General features: G+C 56.2%; 15 protein-coding genes. 8 read left to right on the top strand and 7 right to left on the bottom strand.

The window, feature by feature from the left end:
- Complete coding sequence (locus F3I20_RS07375; RefSeq protein ID WP_150037335.1) at positions 1-1,878, bottom strand: amidohydrolase; 1,878 nt, start codon at positions 1,876-1,878, stop codon at positions 1-3.
- A gap of 288 nt (positions 1,879-2,166) precedes the next feature.
- Here F3I20_RS07375 and F3I20_RS07370 point away from each other — a divergent pair, with 288 nt between their 5' ends.
- From F3I20_RS07370 to F3I20_RS07350, 5 genes are all read left to right on the top strand, one after another.
- Entirely contained in the window at positions 2,167-2,859 is a 693-nt protein-coding gene (locus F3I20_RS07370) for a hydrolase (protein WP_013196231.1), read from the top strand.
- Between the two features lie 62 nt (positions 2,860-2,921).
- Complete coding sequence (locus F3I20_RS07365) at positions 2,922-3,143, top strand: DUF1427 family protein (protein ID WP_150037336.1); 222 nt, start codon at positions 2,922-2,924, stop codon at positions 3,141-3,143.
- Positions 3,144-3,145: 2 nt separating this feature from the next.
- The gene (locus tag F3I20_RS07360; RefSeq protein ID WP_150037337.1) at positions 3,146-3,400 is read left to right on the top strand and encodes a XapX domain-containing protein; all 255 of its coding nucleotides are present in this window, start codon (positions 3,146-3,148) and stop codon (positions 3,398-3,400) included.
- 43 nt (positions 3,401-3,443) lie between these two features.
- Complete coding sequence (locus F3I20_RS07355; RefSeq protein WP_150037338.1) at positions 3,444-3,827, top strand: response regulator transcription factor; 384 nt, start codon at positions 3,444-3,446, stop codon at positions 3,825-3,827.
- Positions 3,827-9,367, top strand: coding sequence for a trifunctional serine/threonine-protein kinase/ATP-binding protein/sensor histidine kinase (locus F3I20_RS07350; RefSeq protein ID WP_150037339.1), 5,541 nt, complete (start codon positions 3,827-3,829; stop codon positions 9,365-9,367). Before F3I20_RS07355 ends, F3I20_RS07350 begins: the two co-directional genes overlap by 1 nt.
- A gap of 28 nt (positions 9,368-9,395) precedes the next feature.
- On the opposite strand, the gene F3I20_RS07345 is transcribed toward F3I20_RS07350, so the two are convergent.
- Positions 9,396-10,016: a response regulator transcription factor gene (locus F3I20_RS07345; protein WP_150011477.1), complete on the bottom strand. Its 621-nt coding sequence runs from the start codon at positions 10,014-10,016 to the stop codon at positions 9,396-9,398.
- A 798-nt stretch (positions 10,017-10,814) separates the two neighbouring features.
- On the opposite strand from F3I20_RS07345, the gene fdhF reads away from it, so the two are divergent.
- Positions 10,815-13,787, top strand: coding sequence for a formate dehydrogenase subunit alpha (gene fdhF / locus F3I20_RS07340; RefSeq protein WP_150053487.1), 2,973 nt, complete (start codon positions 10,815-10,817; stop codon positions 13,785-13,787).
- Entirely contained in the window at positions 13,787-14,272 is a 486-nt protein-coding gene (locus F3I20_RS07335) for a helical membrane plugin domain-containing protein (protein WP_150037341.1), read from the top strand. Before fdhF ends, F3I20_RS07335 begins: the two co-directional genes overlap by 1 nt.
- A 1-nt stretch (position 14,273) precedes the next feature.
- Here F3I20_RS07335 and F3I20_RS07330 read toward each other — a convergent pair whose 3' ends face one another.
- Complete coding sequence (locus tag F3I20_RS07330; RefSeq protein WP_150037342.1) at positions 14,274-14,684, bottom strand: GFA family protein; 411 nt, start codon at positions 14,682-14,684, stop codon at positions 14,274-14,276.
- Between the two features lie 204 nt (positions 14,685-14,888).
- Between F3I20_RS07330 and uilS the strand changes: the two genes are divergently transcribed.
- The gene (gene uilS, locus F3I20_RS07325; protein ID WP_150037458.1) at positions 14,889-15,749 is read left to right on the top strand and encodes a UilS family quorum-quenching N-acyl-homoserine lactonase; all 861 of its coding nucleotides are present in this window, start codon (positions 14,889-14,891) and stop codon (positions 15,747-15,749) included.
- A gap of 74 nt (positions 15,750-15,823) precedes the next feature.
- On the opposite strand, the gene F3I20_RS07320 is transcribed toward uilS, so the two are convergent.
- The 4 genes from F3I20_RS07320 to F3I20_RS07305 all read right to left on the bottom strand — a co-directional run bounded on the left by F3I20_RS07320 (position 15,824) and on the right by F3I20_RS07305 (position 18,901).
- Entirely contained in the window at positions 15,824-16,465 is a 642-nt protein-coding gene (locus F3I20_RS07320; RefSeq protein ID WP_150037343.1) for an NrsF family protein, read from the bottom strand.
- Positions 16,452-17,006: a sigma-70 family RNA polymerase sigma factor gene (locus tag F3I20_RS07315; RefSeq protein ID WP_150037344.1), complete on the bottom strand. Its 555-nt coding sequence runs from the start codon at positions 17,004-17,006 to the stop codon at positions 16,452-16,454. Before F3I20_RS07315 ends, F3I20_RS07320 begins: the two co-directional genes overlap by 14 nt.
- A gap of 71 nt (positions 17,007-17,077) precedes the next feature.
- Positions 17,078-18,319 (bottom strand): protein-disulfide reductase DsbD family protein, encoded by a 1,242-nt coding sequence (locus F3I20_RS07310; RefSeq protein WP_150011489.1) that lies wholly within the window; start codon positions 18,317-18,319, stop codon positions 17,078-17,080.
- 24 nt (positions 18,320-18,343) lie between these two features.
- On the bottom strand, positions 18,344-18,901 hold the full coding sequence (locus F3I20_RS07305) for a peroxiredoxin (RefSeq protein WP_033735696.1): 558 nt from the start codon (positions 18,899-18,901) through the stop codon (positions 18,344-18,346).
- Positions 18,902-19,101: the final 200 nt, after the last annotated feature.

Genomic DNA, 19,101 nt, shown 5'->3' with positions numbered 1-19,101 from the left:
TTAAAACGCAAAGCAGCTGCAGCCGAGCGCGCCCCAGAAGGCGTTATCTTCGGCGACTGGCACACTGGAACGCCGGGCGATCTCATGCGAGTGCTGATGAACCCCGCACGGACCGCTGCAGTGGTGGACGGCGGGCATCAGGCCTGCACGATTCTGCGCAACCGGCGGGGCGCTACGATAGTGACCCGGCACGTTGACCACTGGCGACCACTCAGGCAGGACCGGAATCGCGGGCGGTGCATCCGCGCTGAACGAACCGGCGGCATAGACAATATTGCCATCCACCACGGTCAGCACTGACTCAATGTCTTTGATTTCTTCTTCCGGCACGCTGAAGAAGTCCTTGCTCAGCACGGCAAGATCTGCCAGTTGCCCGATTTTGATCTGGCCTTTTTTACCCTGTTCACTGGAGAACCAGGCGCTGCCCTGGGTCCAGAGCATCAGCGCCGTTTCACGGTCAAGGCGGGCACTGACGTCATACATCTGCATGCCGCCCACGGTGCGGCCGGAAACCAGCCAGTAGAGCGCAGTCCAGGGGTTGTAGCTGGCGACGCGGGTTGCATCGGTGCCAAGTCCGACCGGAACGCCGGTCTCCAGCATTTTCTGTACCGGCGGGGTGTGGCGGGTCGCTTCAATGCCGTAGCGCTCAGCAAAGTATTCACCCTGGAACGCCATGCGATGCTGCACCGCAATACCACCGCCCAGCTCTTTAATACGATCGATATTGCGCTGGGTGATCGTTTCCGCGTGGTCAAAGAACCAGTGCAGACCATTGAACGGAATATCGCGGTTGACCTTCTCGAACACATCCAGCATCCGGCTGATCGACTCGTCATAGGTCGCATGCAGACGGAATGGCCAGCGATGCTCCACCAGATGACGCACCACGCGCTCCAGTTCATCTTCCATACCGGGTGCCAGGTCAGGACGCGGCTCCAGGAAATCTTCGAAGTCAGCAGCTGAGAAGACCAGCATTTCGCCTGCGCCGTTGTGACGGAAATAGTCGCTGCCCTGACCCGGCGTCAGCATGTCCGTCCACTTCTCAAAATCTTCCAGTTCATGACCCGGACGTTGTGTGAAGAGGTTATAGGCGATGCGCAGCGTCATCTGTTTTTTCTGATGCAGCTCAGCAATCACCTCGTAATCTTCGGGATAGTTCTGGAAGCCGCCGCCGGCATCAATCGCGCTGGTCAGGCCCAGACGGTTCAGCTCGCGCATAAACTGACGAGTGGAGTTGATCTGCTGTTCCAGCGGCAGCTTCGGGCCTTTCGCCAGGGTGGCGTAGAGGATCATCGCATTGGGACGGGCGATCAACAGGCCGGTGGGATTACCGTTACTGTCGCGCTGGATTTCACCACCCGGCGGGTTCGGCGTCTCTCTGGTGTAGCCAACCACTTTCAGTGCGGCGCGGTTGAGCAGGGCGCGGTCATAAAGGTGCAGCACGAAGACCGGTGTGTCAGGGGCCGCTTCGTTGATCTCATCCAGCGTCGGCATCCGGCGCTCGGCAAACTGGAACTCGGTCCAGCCGCCGACGACACGTACCCACTGCGGTGACGGGGTACGCAGCGCCTGTGCTTTCAGCATTCGCAGCGCATCGGCCACCGACGGTACACCTTCCCAGCGCAGCTCAAGGTTATAGTTCAGCCCGCCGCGGATCAGATGGAGGTGTGAATCGTTCAGGCCTGGCACGGCGGTGTGGCCTTTGAGATCGATCACTTTGGTGCCGTCACAGTGATACTCCATCGCCTCTGCCAGCGTACCTACCGCAACAAATTTGCCATCACGAATTGCCACGGCTTCTGCGACCGGATTGCTGCGGTCAACAGTATGAAATTTGCCATGGGTCAGTATCAGTGCAGCTTTACCCAGCGTAACCATAGATCCTCCTTAACGGGGTTGTCCGACTCAGCGCGGGACAGGAAGTGCCGCAATAAGCAGGGCACGAATAAGCCGGATTATGGTGAGCGGGCTGAGGGGCCGTCTAGTTATACAGAGGGATACCTATACCTTCGTATAGTTATACGCAGAGATAATAGTTTGCCGTGGCACGTCGCCCTACACTGCGACCAGACAAGGCAGCAGCAGGAAAATAAACCTGTCCTGCCCGTCTTTTTGCTCCGCGCCAGTTGGCGGAAATTCCGTTACTTAACCTCTATGGGTGAACGCATGTCCAACGCTAAGCTTGAAGTCCTCACGCCTCATAACAGCCAGATTATCTTCATCGACCAGCAGCCGCAGATGGCCTTTGGCGTGCAGTCGATTGACCGCCAGGTGCTGAAAAACAACACCGTTGCGCTGGCGAAGGCGGCAAAAGTCTTCAACATCCCGACCATCATCACCACGGTCGAAACCGAAAGCTTCTCGGGTCACACCTATCCGGAACTGCTGGATGTCTTTCCTGGACAGGACATTCTGGAGCGCAGCTCAATGAACTCCTGGGATGACCAGAAAGTGCGTGATGCGCTGGCGGCAAACGGCAGGAAAAAAGTGGTGGTGTCCGGCCTCTGGACGGAAGTATGTAACAACAGCTTTGCGCTCTGCGCGATGCTGGAAGGCGACTACGAAATCTATATGGTGGCCGACGCGTCAGGCGGCACGACCAAAGAAGCGCACGACTACGCAATGCAGCGCATGATTCAGGCGGGTGTCGTGCCGGTGACCTGGCAACAGGTGATGCTGGAGTGGCAGCGTGACTGGGCCAACCGTGATACTTACGATGCGGTGATGAATATTGCTAAAGAGCATTCAGGAGCCTATGGCATTGGTGTGGATTACGCTTACACCATGGTGCATAAAGCGCCATCACGTCAGAAAAGCGAACACCGTACTCTGGCACCGGTTCACGCGCCGGTACGCTAAGCGTCACTCTGCTGGTCGGCAAGCGCTGCCGGTCAGCAGACAGGCATCACAGGAGCCCGGTCATGAATCCTTTACTTCTTTCCCTGTCGGCAGGGGTGTTGATTGGCCTGTTTTATGGCCTGCTTAACGTCCGTTCACCCGCTCCGCCCGCGATTGCGCTGGTGGGCCTGTTGGGCATGTTACTGGGCGGGGCGCTGATGCAGGCGGTTATTCCAGCAGCGCATGCGTCCCTCCCTCAGCCGCTCAGCGCTCAGCCTGAAATAAACCTGTTGCGGACAAGCTGAACATGTTGAAATCCTACATCATTTCTCTCGCGGTGGGCCTGCTTGCCGGGGTAATCTATGCGCTGATTAACGTCAACTCTCCGGCACCGCCGATTATTGCTCTGCTGGGGCTGTTCGGTATGCTGGTGGGGGAACAGATCATTCCGCTGGCTAAGCGTCTGCTTCGCCGTCAGCCGGTGACGCTGAAGTGGTTTCGCCATGAGTGTGTGCCAAAAATCAGTGGGACACCGCCACCCGATGGCGATAATACCCCTTAAGTCCTCGTGTACCGCACAGTGAGGCGTTCCGGAGAATAACGGCATGGCGCTGTCACAGCGTATTATCATTGTTGATGATGAACGCGCGGTCCGCAGTGGACTGAGCAATCTGTTGCACTCAGACGGTTACCCGACGCGTTTATATGAGTCCGGTGAGGCGCTCCTGAGCGATGACGATGCCCTTTCCGAGGCGGGCATGCTGATTATTGATGTCGGGCTCAAGGGCATGTCCGGCTTTGAGCTTTTTGTCCTCCTGAAACAGCAGACAGCGCTGCCCCCGGTCATCTTTATCTCAGCCGATCCGGAAGAAACAACACTGTGGTATGCCATCGCCCTGGGTGCGGTCACGTTTTTGCGAAAGCCCATTGATGTTGATACGCTGCTGACACTGATCCGTTGTGAGTTATCCCGGGGAGAAGCCCGCTGATGAGCATGCTTTCGGTTAATGTCCAGGAAAGTGACGACGCAGGGATCGCGATTGACCATTTCGATACGCTGACGCCGCTGGCGCAGGATGGCTGCCTGCTCTGGATACTGGCGCGCTGCCACTCAGGTGAATCTCTGATTATCGCCACCGGTCAAAGTGACGATGTCACTTTTCAGGCGACGCAGCGGCTCAAAAATGAGCGTGCCCTGGCAGGCTATCTTTCACCGCGCTGGGCAATCACCGCCACCGGCACCACCCGTTATCACAATCGTTACGCCCTGATTTACCCTTCGTTTCCGTTTCGTACTCTGGCTCACAATCTCGCCACGCCACCTGAACACATCGCCGACTACCTGCAGGTGGCGTTGCAGCTCTGCCACACGCTCGGTCAGGCGCATCATCAGGGCATCGTGCATGGGGATATCAAGCCGGGTCACTTTTTTGTCACTGACGATGGGCGCTTCCGCCTGGGTGGGTTTGGACTGGCCTCGCTGGCAGCACAGTCGGCGGACAAAACCTGTCTGCGCGCCTCAGGCGGTACACTGGCCTATATGTCTCCTGAGCATACCGGCCGCACGCCGCATCCTGTCAGCAGCCTCAGCGATCTCTACAGCCTGGGTGTGGTGCTGTACGAGTACCTGACCGGCAGACTGCCGTTTGGATCACTCGACGCGGGTGAAGCGGAGTGGATTCATCATCACATTGCGACCGCACCCCGGCCCGCCGATGAGGTCAGAGAGGATGTGCCGCCAATGCTCTCGGTGATTCTGCTGCGCCTGCTGGCAAAGTCGCCCGCAGAGGGATATCAGACCGTGCAGGGACTGATGGCCGATCTGCGGCGTTGTCAGGCAACCCTCACAGCGGAAAACACCATTGCGCCATTCACGCCTGGTCTGCAGGAGCGGTTCAGCAGCAGTTTCCGGCCCGAAACGCTGTTCACGCAGCATCCGCAGGCGCGTCTGTTACTGACCACACTGGAGGCCGTTAACCGCAGCGGTACGCAGAGCCTGATGATGCTGAGCGGTGCGCCCGGCTCGGGGAAATCTGCCATTCTCGCCTCCGCACTGAAAAACCTGCAGCACCGACAGATTCTGCTGGCCGCCAGCAAGGCCGATCAGCATTCGCCAGCCGCCCCTTATGCCGCAATCGCTTCCGCGTTTCGCACGGTCACGCTCTATCTGCTGGGTTTGTCCGCCCCGGAAGTCAGCAAATGGCGGGGGCGACTGCTGCGGTTACTGGGCGGTTATACCGATTTAGCCATTGAACTGGTGCCCGAATTAAAACAGCTGCTGAATATCCGGGCACTGCCGCCCGTGGTGCGCCATGCCCCGGACGCCCGCGAGCAGTTTAACCAGATGGCGTGTGCGCTGATTGAGGCTTTTGCCACGCCGGGTCGCCCGCTGGTGATGCTGATTGATGATGTTCACTGGGCAGATAATGCCACGCTGCAACTGCTGGAAACGCTGATTAGTCGTAGTGAACATCTGCCTTTTATGCTGGTGCTCGCTTTCCGGGAGGGCGAATCGATGCCCTGTCCGATGATTGCCGGTTTTCTGCTGCGGATCAGAGAATCTGCGGCGCGGGTCGTGGCGTTGACGCCGCAGCCGCTCAGCGTGAAAAGGATCGGTCGCTGGCTGGCGGGGAGGCTGCATACCCGTCCCGGCGGCCATCGCGAACTGGCCCAGATTATTTTTGACAAAACCGGCGGTAATCCGCTCTCTGTGCAGGAGTTCTTTCGTCAGGCGGTGGACGATGGGGTCATTTACTTTCGTCAGAACGCGCTGAAATGGCATTACGACAGCCAGGCACTGAGTACGCGTCAGTACACCGACAATGTGGCAACGCTGGTGCTGAATCAGCTGGTACGGATGCCGGAGATAACGCGGCAGCTACTGGGCGATCTGGCCTGCCTGGGCGCCAGCGGCGAACTCTCCCTGATAGGTCATATCAGCGGAACGCCTGTTACACGGCTTCAGCAGCAGCTTGAACCTGCTGTCAGCAGTCGATTTATCACCCTGACGGGCGGCAACTACGCTTTTACCCACGATCGGGTTCACAACGCGGCATTTTTACTGCCAGACCGCCGGCAGCAACAGCATCTTCACCAGCAGGCGGCGGCCTGGCTGTCAGACGCGGTGATGACGGCGGATAACAGTGAAACACTGTTCCGCGCGGTTTATCACATTGGCATGATTGCTGAACTGCCGCTGAGTGTCGCAGAGCGGGAACATTATTATCCGCTCTGTCTGCGCGCTGCACAGGCAGCAAAGCGTGCGGGAGACTATCTCTCGGCGCTGCGCTATCTGCGCACCGCCCAGCGGCTTAGCCAGCGGATGGTGACCGGCAATGACTTTATGCTGGCTCTTGATGAGGCAGAGTGCGAGTTTCTGCACGGTAATCTCAGCCACGCACAATCGCTCTGTACCCGACTGCTGCGTGAGCCGGGAACGCTCAGTGAAAAATCGAGGGCTGCCTGTCTCTCAGCTGAAATTCATATGCGCCAGTCTGACAATCATCTGGCGCTGGAAACCGCACTCGCCTGGCTGGCGGTATTTGGTGAGCATTTCAACCGTAATCCGGATGAGGCGGAGATCGACGCCGCCTGGCTGTCGCTCAGAACGCGGATTGGCGACTCCCCGCAGGCCGCTTTTTCACGGCTGCTGCTGAACAACAATGCCGAAACGGAGTCGGTGCTGAACCTGATGGCCAGCACGATTTTTGTTTCCGCCTATGACTGCCCGCAGCTGCATCTGATGCTGGTCTGCCGGATGCTGGAGATGACGCTGGACCAGGGCATGACAGGGGCTTCTGCGTTTGGCCTTGCCTGGTTCAGCGTGCTGACTGGCGACCGCTATCAGGCCTGGCAGTTTAGCTATGCCTGTGGCCGGGTGGCGCGTGAGCTGGTGGAAAAGCATAACTTTATCCGCTATAAAGCACGCACGCTGCTGCCACTCGATCAGGTCGGGATCTGGACACAGCCGCTGGATGTCGCCGTGGAGTATGCCCGCGAAAGTTTTCGCGTGGCTGTGATGCATGGCGACCGCTCTTTTGCCTGCCTCTCGCTGCGTCATCAGATCATGAACACGCTGACACGCGGCGATCATCTTGAGTCGGTGCTGACCTCCATTGAGCGTGGACTCGCGTTTACCCGCAAATCGTATTATCCCGATGTCGAGAACGTTCTGGTTATGCAGAAGCAACTGGTGATGCAACTGCGTAACAGTAACGGATTCAGGGCAGAGGATTGCGTCACCTCTTTGCCGCTGATTGCGGGCAGTGAGCCGGGGCCGATATCTGGCCCTAAAGCGATGGTGCGGTTCTGGGCCGGTCTGTATCGGGGAATGGCTTATTTCTTTGCGGCTGAATACCGGGCGGCGTTACGCTGTTTTGAGGAGGTTCGTCCGCTGATTAGCGCAGTGCCCGCTTATATCTATCTGATGGATTTTCATTTTTACCGCGCATTGTCACTGAGTCACCAGCCTGAAGCGGCTGACAGCAACGCCCTGCGCGGCCATCTCGACAAGTTTGCTGACTGGGCTGACCTCAACCCCGGTCTGTTTGCAGACAAATATGCTCTGCTCAGGGCCGAGTGTGCGCGTCTTGATGGCAACACGGGCGAAGCTTTGCAGCAGTATGAACTGGCTATTCGTCTCTCCAGACAGGCGGGCTATCTGCACATTCATGCGCTGGCGAATCAGCTGGCAGGCCGCTGCTGTAAGGCTTTGCAGCTTGATACCGCGGCAGATGCCTGGATTAAAGCGGCAATGGCAAGCTGGGAAAACTGGGGTGCGCAGGCGATGGTGCGCCAGCTGGAGCAGCGCTATCCGCATCTGTCCGCGCCACTGCAAAACAGCGCACTGGCGACGATTCCGTTTACCCAGGATGCCGCATTCTATGACATGGAGAGCGTGCTGACTGCCGTGCGCGCCCTGACGGAGGAGATCAACCTTGATCGGTTGATACATACCCTGATGCGCATGCTGCTGGAGCGCGCCGGTGCTCAGCGCTGTCGGCTCATCCGGATTCTGGATGGCAATCTGCCGGAGACGCAGGCCTGGGCAGAGAGCAGGGCAGAGGGGGTGCGGGTGCAGATTGTCAAAGAGCGACCTCTCGCGACCGACCTGCCTTTATCCGTGCTGTCAGCGGTGATCCGAACCGGCCAGGAGATACGCACCGGCAAACCGGAGGCGTTCAGTCCCTTCAGCCAGGATCCCTATCTGGTGGCTTCGGGCGCAGCGGTGTTGTGTGTCCCGATGTTCAGACAGGCCAACCTGGTCGGGGTGCTCTACCTGGAGAACCGCCTGATGCCCGATGCGTTTACTGCTGAGCACTCCCACATCGTGAAAACCCTGAGTGCGCAGGCGGCCGTTTCGCTGGAAAACGCACGGCTCTACGCAGAGCTGCTGGAGGAGAACACGCATCGGCGGCGGGTTGAGAAGCAGTTGCGAGCCAGTAAAACCTCGCTGATGCTTGGCGAGAAGATCAGTCATACCGGCACCTGGCGCTGGGAAGTGACAGAGGACATGATGATGGTCTCTGAAGAATATGGCCGCATTCTTGGCCTGCCAGCGGAACAAAAAGGGCTGTCGATGGCTGACTTTCTCACCCGCGTTCATCCCGATGATCATGCGTGCATCAGTGAACTGGTCACGCTTAGCGTCAGCCAGGGGCGCAGTATGCAGGCTGAGTTCCGTGTGCTCAGGCCGGATGGAGAATGCCGCTATATTAAAGGCATCGGAGAACCGGTGGACAATTTCCCGGAGGTGAAAGAGTATTTCGGCACCATTTCGGATATCACCTTACAGCGCCAGGCAGAAGATAGCGCGCGTTTGGCGCAGGCAGACCTGGCTCGGGTCAGCCGCGCCACCACCGTCGGGCAGCTTACGGCTTCCATCGCCCATGAGATTAATCAGCCGCTGATGTCAATCGTGGCTAACGCGGGTGCCAGCCTGCGCTGGTTAAAGCGTGACCCCTTGATGCTGGAAAATGCCAGCAGCAGTCTGAACGAGATCATCAAAGAGGGTAAACGTGCCGGAGAGATTATTCGCGGTCTGCAGGCGCTGACCCGCAATCATGAACCACGTTTTGCCCAGGAAAATCTGCATCTGATTGCCCGTGATATTCTGGCGCTCTCCCGGATCGAGCTGGAACGGCGGGGCATATCCCTGGAACTGAAACTTAAGGCGGCCAGGGCAGATATTTTCTGCGACCGCGTTCAGATTCAGCAGGTGCTCCTTAATCTGGTCATCAATGCTATCGATGCTATGTCCGATGATCTACCGCGTGCTGCCGTGCTTCGCCTCACCTCAGAGAATCCCACGGATGATACGCTGCGATTTGAGGTGCTGGATAGCGGTTGCGGATTGCCTGATGGAGTGCGTAAACGAATCTTTGAGTCGTTCTACACCACCAAAAAAAGCGGCATGGGCATGGGATTAACCATCAGCAAAGGGATCATCAAAAAGCACTGCGGAGAGTTAGGCGCAGAGAACCGGCCGGAAGGCGGCAGCCGTTTCTGGTTTACGCTGCCACTGGAATAAGCGTGCGGGCCAGCTTTAGAAGCTGGCCTTAGCGACGGCGGGTATGATCTATATTGAGCCGCTCAGCCGCACGCACCAGATCGGTCAGCGAGCGCGCATTCATCTTCTCCATCACCCGCCGCTTGTGGACTTTAGCCGTAATTTCACTGACGCCCATTTCGGCGGCAATCTGCTTATTCAGCAGGCCACTAATCGCCAGCAGCATCACCTCGCTTTCACGCGGCGTAAGGGTCTGGTGTCGCTGGAATATTTCCCGCCGCTCCTCAGAGGAGGCCATATTCTCTTCAGCGATGCGCAACGCTTCCGCTACCGCCTGCAACATACGATCGGGATCTACCGGTTTAGTCAGAAACTCATAAGCGCCGGTTTTCATCGCCCGCACTGTGACCGGAATGGTGCCGAAGCCGGTTAAAAAGATGGTGGGGATCGTGTAACCGCGATCAAGCAACGCCTGTGCGACATCGAATCCATCTGCGCCGGGCAGATTAATATCGAGAATCAGGCAACAGGGGAGGGGAGGCATTACATGAGCCAGAAAATCATCAGCCGATGAAAAAGAGATAACCGTGTAATCGTCGGCGCTGAGCAGATTACGCAATGCTGAAGTCACAGCAGCGTCGTCGTCAACAATATATACGATGGGATTCATAGGGACCTCAATCCAGCCAGGGATTTACTGATAATTTAATTAAACATGATGTGTAAAGAGGCCCTGAACAGTGAGCATCCGGCAGGGTCAACAGGATGTTACCATAACAGTTATCATTATCATCTTATAATTAACAGCATGTTAAAAATCAGATAAATTACTGATAGATATGATTAAATCGTGAGCGTTATTCTGTGGGCTGAGCGTCGTCATTCCGATCTGATGGGTATTGGTCTGTAATCTGAGCGCCATATTTCTGCATTCAACAGAGCGTTTCCTTGCGGCCAGCTGAATAGTGATCGCCATACGCTGAAATAGTCCATAAAATTACTCACTGGATTAAATATTCCAGGCATTTTTAATGCTGTAATAAGTTCGTGCCAGCGCGTCATTCATCTCTGGAATAAGCGACACGGTAACCGACAATGAGTGGTTAACTTACTTCTGACTGAATAGCGCGACGATTCATACGATACACATCAAAAAAACACTCTGTAGTTACAACATACAAATAATAAGATTAGTTATCAAAGGTCAGGCAACAGAGTGATCATTGCCAGGCAGCATTCCGGTTCTCTATGTCATTACCATGAAAGTTTTTGTCATAAAAACCCCCGATTTCATCCGGTAAGAAGTCATTACATTTTAAAAAAGCCTTACCTGTCAGCGAGTAACCTCAATAAGCGTAGCGGTATTCATGGCGCGGCTGATAATCCTCACTAAGCTTGTGAAGCAACCCTTTAATTTCGGGGATATTTTTCCAGCCAGCGCTATTCGCCATGTCGTCATGAGGCTCATATGAGTGAAAATTACTGCACCATTCTTTTCAATGGTGAACGGTTAGAAGGATTAGCTGATCAACCGCTTATCGATTTTCTGGATACTCACGGGAAAAAACTGCCTCATGTCTGTTATCACCCGGCGTTAACGCCGCTGCAAAGCTGTGATGTCTGCTGGGTAGATGCGAATGGCGAGCGGGTTCGCGGTTGTACGCTTCGTACTGAAGAGGGTCTGTCGGTTCGGAGTGAGGGCAGTGTGCTGAAAGCCGCGCAGCAGGAGGGCATGGATAGGCTGCTTAATCGTCATGAGCTTTATTGCACCGTCTGCGAACATAACACCGGTGACTGTACGCTTCATAACGCCGTGGCGGATATGCACATTCCGATTCAGTACTATCCTCATCAGCCCAAGCCTTACGCGAAAGATCACTCCAATCCGTTTTACACCTACGACCCTGACCAGTGCATCTTGTGCGGTCGCTGTGTCGAGGCGTGCCAGAATGTCGAGGTCAACGAGACGCTCTCCATTGACTACACCCAGGCGCACCCACGCGTGTTGTGGGATGGCGGCACAGAAATCGCCGGTTCCAGCTGCGTCAGCTGTGGACACTGCGTTACGGTCTGCCCGTGCAATGCACTGCTGGAAAAAACCATGCAGCCCGATGCTGGCCCGTTTACCGCCATGGATGAAGGGCTGAAGCGCCCGCTTATCGACTTTGTGAAAACGCTGGAAAACAGTATCGGCATGGAGCCGATTACCGGCGTGTCAAAAATTGACGTGGCGCTGCGCCAGTCTGAGATCAAACGCACCAAAACAGTCTGCACCTACTGTGGTGTGGGCTGCAGCTTTGAGATCTGGACCCGCGATCGTCATATCCTGAAAGTACAGCCGGTTGCCGACGCGCCAGCCAATGGCATCTCCACCTGTGTTAAAGGGAAATTTGGCTGGGATTTCGTCAACAGCCCGGAACGCCTGACAACGCCGCTGATTCGCGAGAATGGCCGCTTCCGGCCTGCCAGCTGGGATGAGGCATTACAGCGGGTTGCCGATGGATTACGTGGCGTTGCGCAGAACTATGGCGGTGACGCAATAGGCTTTATCGGCTCCAGCAAGGCGAGTAATGAAGAAGCCTATCTGACCCAGAAAATCGCCCGCTTAATCTTCGGCACAAACAATGTCGATAACTCTTCCCGCTATTGTCAGAACCCGGCCACAGAAGGGCTGTTCCGCACCGTGGGTTACGGCGGCGATGCCGGAACGATTGATGATCTGCAGCAGACCGATTTGATTGTGCTCGTCGGCAGCAACCTCTCCGAGAACCATCCGGTTATCGCTTCACACATCAAACAGAGTCATAAACATCGCGGTCAGAAACTGCTGGTTGTCGATCCGCGCCGTCACGAAATGGCGGAGCGGGCTGACTGCTATCTGCGCATCCGGCCTGGCACCGATCTTGTCTGGGCCTCGGCGATGGCGAAATATATGTTCGATCACGGTTATGCCGATGACGCGTTTCTGTCACAGCGGGTTAATCAGGTTGAAGAGTACCGCGCCTCGCTCGGTGCTTTTACACTCGACTATGCCAGCGAGATCTGTGGCCTGAGCGAAGCTGAACTCACAGAGGCGGCGGAGATGATCGGCCAGGCGGGCAGCGCCTGTATCTTGTGGGCGATGGGGATTACCCAGCATAGCCACGGGGCCGACACCAGCACGGCGCTGTCGAACCTGCTGCTGGTCACGGGCAACTATGGCCGGCCTGGGACTGGCGGCTATCCGATGCGCGGGCACAATAACGTGCAGGGTGCCAGCGACTTCGGCTGCCTGAGCAACCTCTATCCCGGCTATGAAAAAGTCACAGACGCTGCGGTGCGGGAGAAATGGGCGCGCGCCTGGGGCGTCGCGCCTGAGGCACTCTCTGACCAGCCCGGCGCGGATAACTTCAGAATGGTACAGGAGGCGGGTGAAGGCAAAATCCGCGCGATGTACATCACCGGCGAAGAGACTGCGTTTGCCGATGCTGACTCAGATAACGTGCATGCTGCCTTCAGCAAACTGGAATTTATGGTGGTTCAGGACATTTTCATGTCGCGCACGGCTGAGTTTGCCGATGTGGTGTTACCCGGTGCGCCCAGCGTGGAGAAAGAAGGATCGTTTGTGAACACCGAGCGGCGCATTCAGCACTTTTCCCCCGCCATGAAGCCATTGGGCGACTGTCGTCCCGACTGGCAGATTTTCACCGAACTCGCCGCCCGTCTCGGTCACCCATGGCACTACCCGAACCCGGGCGCGATTATGGCGGAAGCGGCGAGTATTGCGGAGATTTTCGCAGGCGTAAGCTATGAGCAACTGGTCGGCTGGCAGTCGCAACTCTGGCCGGTCAGCGCCGCAGGTGAAAGCACGCCGCGTCTCTACACGGAACGGTTTAATTTCCCGGATGGTAAAGCGCGCCTTTATCCGCTGAGCTGGCAGCCGCCCGCCGAGCAGGAGGATGCAGAGTACAATCTGCTGCTGAATAACGGCAGGATGCTGGAGCATTTCCAGTCGATGAACCAGACCGGGCAGGGTGGCCGCATGATGTCACTGTCACCTAATGCCTTTGTTGAGATCTCACCTGAACTGGCTGCCTCGCGCGCACTGACTGAGGGAGAGTGGGTGCGCATTACCTCAAGGCGCGGCTCGATGGATGTCCCGGTTGTCATCACCGAGCGCGTGGCGGGTAACGTGCTGTTTATGCCAATTCATCATGGTAAGGATGGCGTCAACGCACTGACCGGCGAACATCATGACCCCGATGTCAACACACCGGCTTATAAAGAGCTTGCCGTGAATATGAAGCGGCTAGAACGGCGGACGCAGCCCAATCCGTTGCCGCTGCATAACTTCCGCTACGGCAGTCGGACCCCGCTGGACCATCTGCCGATTGAACAAAAATGGCAGCAGGCAGGCTACCGTGAACCGCCTGAACACGTAGACAAACCGGAGAAATTTTAATGGCAGAACGGATGAAATATCAGGTCACGCCAACACGCACCGAGCCGACCGCCCGCGAGGAGATGGATGATCTGCTTGAAAATCTTCACCAGCATGGCTTTCTGCGGCTGGCGAACGATCTGGTTAAGTCAAACAGTGAGGTGGGGAAAATTCTGGTCTCGGGCCTTAATCAGCCCGGCACCCAGAACGCGTTGCAAAACCTTTCGCTGCTGATGATGACGCTGGGCAGCATGCCGCCAGAGCGTTTTAATCATCTGCTGCTGGCGGTTCGTGATGCCGCAATGGCGGTTAAACCGGCGCGCGATGAGGCACGTCAGGAGAAAGCCGCGCCAGGCATTCGCGGCATTATCCGGTTGCTCAATGATGAAGATCTGTGGCGTGGACTGCGCCCGATCTTCGCCGCGCTTGAAGTCTTCTCACAACAGATTGACCGCGAAGAGCAGAAACCGATTACCCGATTCAGTGGCAAAGCCAGCCGGGAATAGTTCAGGACTGCGAGGGGGTGTAGATCAGATGACCGGCTACACCGCCCGCGCCGCCATCTTTAGGGTGATTGATGCCATCGGAGACGGGCACGTCGGTGAAATCGAAGGGTGAAATTCCCTCAAGACAGGCAACGTTAACCCCAAACTGATCGGGTTGCGAGCGGCTCTGGTGAAAGGTGTAGATACCACAAATAGAGCAGAAATAGTGCCCTACCTCTTTGCTGTTGAAGCGATATTCCGTGAGCTGCGCTTTACCCTGGGTCAGCTCAACTTTTGTCGCGAATACCACTACCGCGCCGCGCATCCGGCAAAACGAGCAGTTGCAGCGGCGCACCGTGTTAAATCCATCCTTCAGCGTTACCCGGTATGCCACCGCGCCACAGTGGCACTGTGCTGTTATTTCATTCTGCATCGTGATCTCCTGTGTCGTTTAACCCGCCAGCTTTCAGCCTACGCCAAAGTTGGGGGTTTGGCAGCATCCAGCAAGGCGGCGTCGACAAGTGAGGCGGTAAGTATCATCTATCTGATCTGGATCGAAGTAAAAATGGTGCTTTTATGAAAGGGTGCGGTCTGACTTTTCATATCTTTATCCGCTTAACAAGGAGCATTAAAAATGATGGAGTCATCAACCCACCACCTGCCCGAAGGCATCGTGCTGACGCTGCGTCAGCCCCTAACGGCCATTAAATCCCCTGTGATTATTCTTTGTCACGGCTTTTGCGGAATTCGTGAGATTTTGTTGCCTTCTTTCGCAGAGGCGTTTACGCAGGCAGGTTTCACCACCGTAACGTTTGACTATCGTGGTTTCGGTGACAGTGAAGGCGAGCGAGGCCGTCTGGTACCGTCAATGCAGATTGATGACATTCTCACAGTTATCGCGTGGGCTAAACAGCAACCGGCGCTGGACCCGGATAGGATCGGCTTATGGGGGACTTCTTTTGGTGGTTGTCACGTCTTTGGTGCGGCAGCCAACAACCCGGATGTGAAATGTGTTGTCAGTCAGCTGGCTTTTGCGGATGGCGAAGCAATCGTTACCGGGCAAATGGACGCGACAGAAAAAGCAGGCTTTATTGCCACGCTGGAGAAAATGGATCAAAAGCGCCAGGACAGTGGCAAGGAGATGTTTGTTGCTATCACACGCGTGCTGAATGATGACGAATCGAAAGCGTTCTTTGAGGAAAACCGGCATCAGCACCCGAAAATGGACATCAAAATTCCGTTTTTAACCGTCAGAGAAACCCTGCTCTACAAGCCCGCCGTGAATGCTGCAAAGGTCAGTTGCCCGACACTGGTCGTGGTTGCGGGTCAGGATAGCGTGAACCCGCCCGAGCAGGGGCGCGCACTGTTTGAGGCTGTCGCTGCGAAGGACAAACAGCTCTTTGTGGCCGATGAGGCCCGTCATTACGATATCTACAGCGGTCAGCACTTCGCGTCAGTCATCAAGGTGCAGACGGCGTGGTTTGCAAAATATCTTTGATCTGAAGCAGGCTCGCTACTGCCCGCTATCCTCTGACCAGAGCAGCGGAAGGGGTAAGAGCGAGCTTTTTTTCTTTAATGTCCTAATCGGACCCAGCGGCGTCCGGCCACCACCGTCAGCACCACAATGGTGATGCCCGCCGCCAGATGCATGGAAAAATCGAGCATATGCAGATGGGTGTCATGGCACAGCGAGAGTAACATCGATGAGGTAAACGCACTGCCACAACCGCTCAGCGCCAGACTGCGCGCGGGATAGAGTGAACGGGTGCGTTTCAGGGCGATCACGGACATCAGCATCATCGGCACGCTGGCCGACAGCATAAACAGATAGCAGTGTATTCCTTCACCAAAGCGGCTCGCGCCCGCAGCCGCGGTTTCAGATGACATGTTGATCAGGTTCAGCCCCAGCCACATTACCGCCAGTAGCAGCGGCCAGCGCAGGCTGACGGGTTTTCTGCCTGCAATACTTAACGTAAAGGCTGCCGCCAGCGTGCTGCTCGCGATGACAAGAGAGAGCAGTACGGCAACTAGCGCCAGCCATGCGCCAGGCTGACTCCAGTCAGTAAACCTGCTGTGAAACGCCCAGCTGGTCAGTGCGCCACAAGGCAGGGCGAGCGCGATCCAGCCCGCAACGCGCCAGCCAGTAGGCCAGACACGCTGCACCGGCTGGGCAGAGTCGCTGAGCTGATCGATTAACTGGTCATGATTTCTCATGATGACCCCGTCCATATTTTCGAAGATTGACCATTGCGCGATGCAACAGGGATTTAACGGCAGAGAGAGACTGATTGGTTTCAGCGGCTGCCTGCGCCAGGCTCTGCTCCCGCAGATGCACGGATTCGACGATCTCTCGCTGACGTAGCGGAAGAGTATCGAGATAGCCTGAGAGGATAGCGGGATCGGCTGTGGCTTCTGCACTTTCAACGGACCGTTGCTGCAGCGCCTCATCATCCTGGACTTCCTGACGACGACCATGCTGGCGCAGCGCATCAATCGTTCGGGCAGAGGCGATAGCGGCTACCCACGGCAATATCGGGCGCTGCGGATCGTAGGTATGCCTCACCCGATGGATTGCCAGCAACGTCTCCTGAATCACATCCTCAACCAGCACCTCATCACTGATTTTTCTGCACACCAGTGCCCGGATGGCCGGAACCATCGCTTTGAGTACCTGGTTGTAGGCTGCTTTGTCGCCCGCCTGTGCCCGGGCCATTAAGGCTGGCCAGTGCTGTGCGCGTTGATCAGTGTCTGACATCAGGCATCAGCAGATCAGCACACTGTCTTTGTGTGCTGATACCGGAGCAGAAAATTGTTTCATCAATCGTCTCAGGTTTTCTTTCCTTTTTCCGTTGCCTGATCCAGCGCTGAAATCACGATGCCCGGCGTCAGCACCTGCGGGAGTACCACCGGTTTGCCGCCGTCAGCCGGATAGACCACGTAGAGGGGTAATCCACCGCGTCCGAAATCGCTCAGCGCCTGTTCAACATCGGGATTGTATTTAGTCGAATCCGCGACCATGTAAATGGTGCTGGTACGCGCCATTGCCGCTTTTACTGCCTGTGTCGACAGCGACGTGCGATCGTTAACCTGGCAGGTAATACACCATGACGCAGTAAAATTCACCAGGATGGGTTTGCCCTGGCCTTTGATGGCATCAACGTTCTGGGGCGACCAGGCCACCGTGGCGGCAGGCTGTGAGGCGCTTTCCGTCTCAGCCGGTGCCCTGGCTACGCTATTCAGATTTAATAACGGCACTACAACCAGCGCCAGAAAGAACGCGGTTGCAACATGCATCACCACATGACGCTGCCCCATCATACGGCGTTTCTGCGCCATGCCATACAGCCAGGCAGCAAAACTCAACAGTAAACAGCAGGCCAGAATCGCGGCCAGCGCCGCCGATCCCGCCTGACGTTCAAGTACCCAGATCAGCCAGCCCACCGCACCCAGCATTGGAAACGCCAGACCCTGTTTTAAGGTGATCATCCAGGCACCCGGTTTTGGCAATATTCTCGCCAGAACCGGGAAGAATGAGATCAGGGTAAAGGGCGCAGCAAAGCCCAGCGCCAGCGATATAAAGATCACCAGGCTGACCAGTGGAGGCTGGGTCAGCGCATAGCCTACCGCGCTGGCCATAAACGGCGCACTGCAGGGAGTGGCGACAATGATAGCCAGTGCGCCGGTCAGGGCTGAACCAACCAGACCCCCGCGATCGCCGCCCACTTCGCCAACCCGCTGTATTGACAGTCCGACTTCAAACAGACCGAGCAAATTCAGTGCTGAACCCAGCATCACCAGAATCAGTGCAGCGATGACCAGCGGCGATTGCAGCTGAAATCCCCAGCCTACCGACGCTCCGCCCGCCCTGGCCAGCAGCAATACGGCGGTCAGGGCAACCATCGTCACCACGACGCCGAGCAAAAAGGCCAGGCCTTCAGCACGGGCGTGGGAGGGGGATTCGTGGTGGCGGATCAGGCTCAGTGCTTTCAGTGAGATCACCGGAAACACGCAGGGCATGAGGTTCAGAATAATGCCGCCCAGGAAGGCGGCTGCAATCGCAGTCAGCATGGTGTACCTGCTCAGATGATGAAGTTATGCCGGATTGGCCTGACGATATTTTTTAACGGCATCCATCGCTTTCTGGATATGCGTATCAGGATTTTTATCAGTGAAGCTCAGCAGGATTTTGCCGTCCGGCGCAATCACATACGAGGTGCGGTCTGAGACTTTCTGGCCCTTCATCTCCATAGTGCTCTTATATTCTTCGGCAACTTTGGCACCCGGATCGGCGGCTACGGTAAATTTGTCTCGACACTCAAGCTGCGAGAATTTAGCAATCTGATCGGTATTACCGGCGGTGACTCCAATGACGGTCGCACCCTGTTTTTTGAATTCATCGGTCGCTTCAGCAAAATCATGCGCTTCAAGCGTACAACCCGCACTGAACGCAGCCGGGAAGAAGTAAAGCACAACCGGGCCTTTCTTCAGCGCCTGCTGTAATGAAAAGGTGGTGGATTTACCCGCCAGCGCGGCGTCGAGTTTAAAATCCGGTGCTTTTTCACCGACCTGTAAGGCCGCAAATGCGGATGTTGCCGGAACACTCAGTGCCAGCAGCGTAGCGACGGCCAGGGTTTTCAGGGTGTTTTTCATTGGCGTGACTCTCTCCATTAACGAGCAGACGGGGTTGTCTGACGTCTCTTTTCTAAGGTTCGTTTAAAACGGGAAAAAGTTGCGCGGTTTTGAAATTTTTTAACGATTTATTTAGGAGGACATTAATCCCGGTTTCTGATTTTCATTGCATCGGGATGCTGAATCGAGTTCACCTCGCCCCTCAGTGACTCACAGATTGC

The organism is Candidatus Pantoea gossypiicola, assembly GCF_008632075.1.
In the GTDB taxonomy this organism is placed as follows: domain Bacteria; phylum Pseudomonadota; class Gammaproteobacteria; order Enterobacterales; family Enterobacteriaceae; genus Pantoea; species Pantoea gossypiicola.
This window is presented reverse-complemented; position numbering and strand designations above follow the sequence as displayed.

Coding starts and splice junctions, on each gene's coding strand:
- F3I20_RS07375 (WP_150037335.1), bottom strand. CDS start 1,878: ATGGTTACGCTGGGTAAAGCTGCACTGATACTGACCCATGGCAAATTT.
- F3I20_RS07370 (WP_013196231.1), top strand. CDS start 2,167: ATGTCCAACGCTAAGCTTGAAGTCCTCACGCCTCATAACAGCCAGATT.
- F3I20_RS07365 (WP_150037336.1), top strand. CDS start 2,922: ATGAATCCTTTACTTCTTTCCCTGTCGGCAGGGGTGTTGATTGGCCTG.
- F3I20_RS07360 (WP_150037337.1), top strand. CDS start 3,146: ATGTTGAAATCCTACATCATTTCTCTCGCGGTGGGCCTGCTTGCCGGG.
- F3I20_RS07355 (WP_150037338.1), top strand. CDS start 3,444: ATGGCGCTGTCACAGCGTATTATCATTGTTGATGATGAACGCGCGGTC.
- F3I20_RS07350 (WP_150037339.1), top strand. CDS start 3,827: ATGAGCATGCTTTCGGTTAATGTCCAGGAAAGTGACGACGCAGGGATC.
- F3I20_RS07345 (WP_150011477.1), bottom strand. CDS start 10,016: ATGAATCCCATCGTATATATTGTTGACGACGACGCTGCTGTGACTTCA.
- fdhF (WP_150053487.1), top strand. CDS start 10,815: ATGAGTGAAAATTACTGCACCATTCTTTTCAATGGTGAACGGTTAGAA.
- F3I20_RS07335 (WP_150037341.1), top strand. CDS start 13,787: ATGGCAGAACGGATGAAATATCAGGTCACGCCAACACGCACCGAGCCG.
- F3I20_RS07330 (WP_150037342.1), bottom strand. CDS start 14,684: ATGCAGAATGAAATAACAGCACAGTGCCACTGTGGCGCGGTGGCATAC.
- uilS (WP_150037458.1), top strand. CDS start 14,889: ATGGAGTCATCAACCCACCACCTGCCCGAAGGCATCGTGCTGACGCTG.
- F3I20_RS07320 (WP_150037343.1), bottom strand. CDS start 16,465: ATGAGAAATCATGACCAGTTAATCGATCAGCTCAGCGACTCTGCCCAG.
- F3I20_RS07315 (WP_150037344.1), bottom strand. CDS start 17,006: ATGTCAGACACTGATCAACGCGCACAGCACTGGCCAGCCTTAATGGCC.
- F3I20_RS07310 (WP_150011489.1), bottom strand. CDS start 18,319: ATGCTGACTGCGATTGCAGCCGCCTTCCTGGGCGGCATTATTCTGAAC.
- F3I20_RS07305 (WP_033735696.1), bottom strand. CDS start 18,901: ATGAAAAACACCCTGAAAACCCTGGCCGTCGCTACGCTGCTGGCACTG.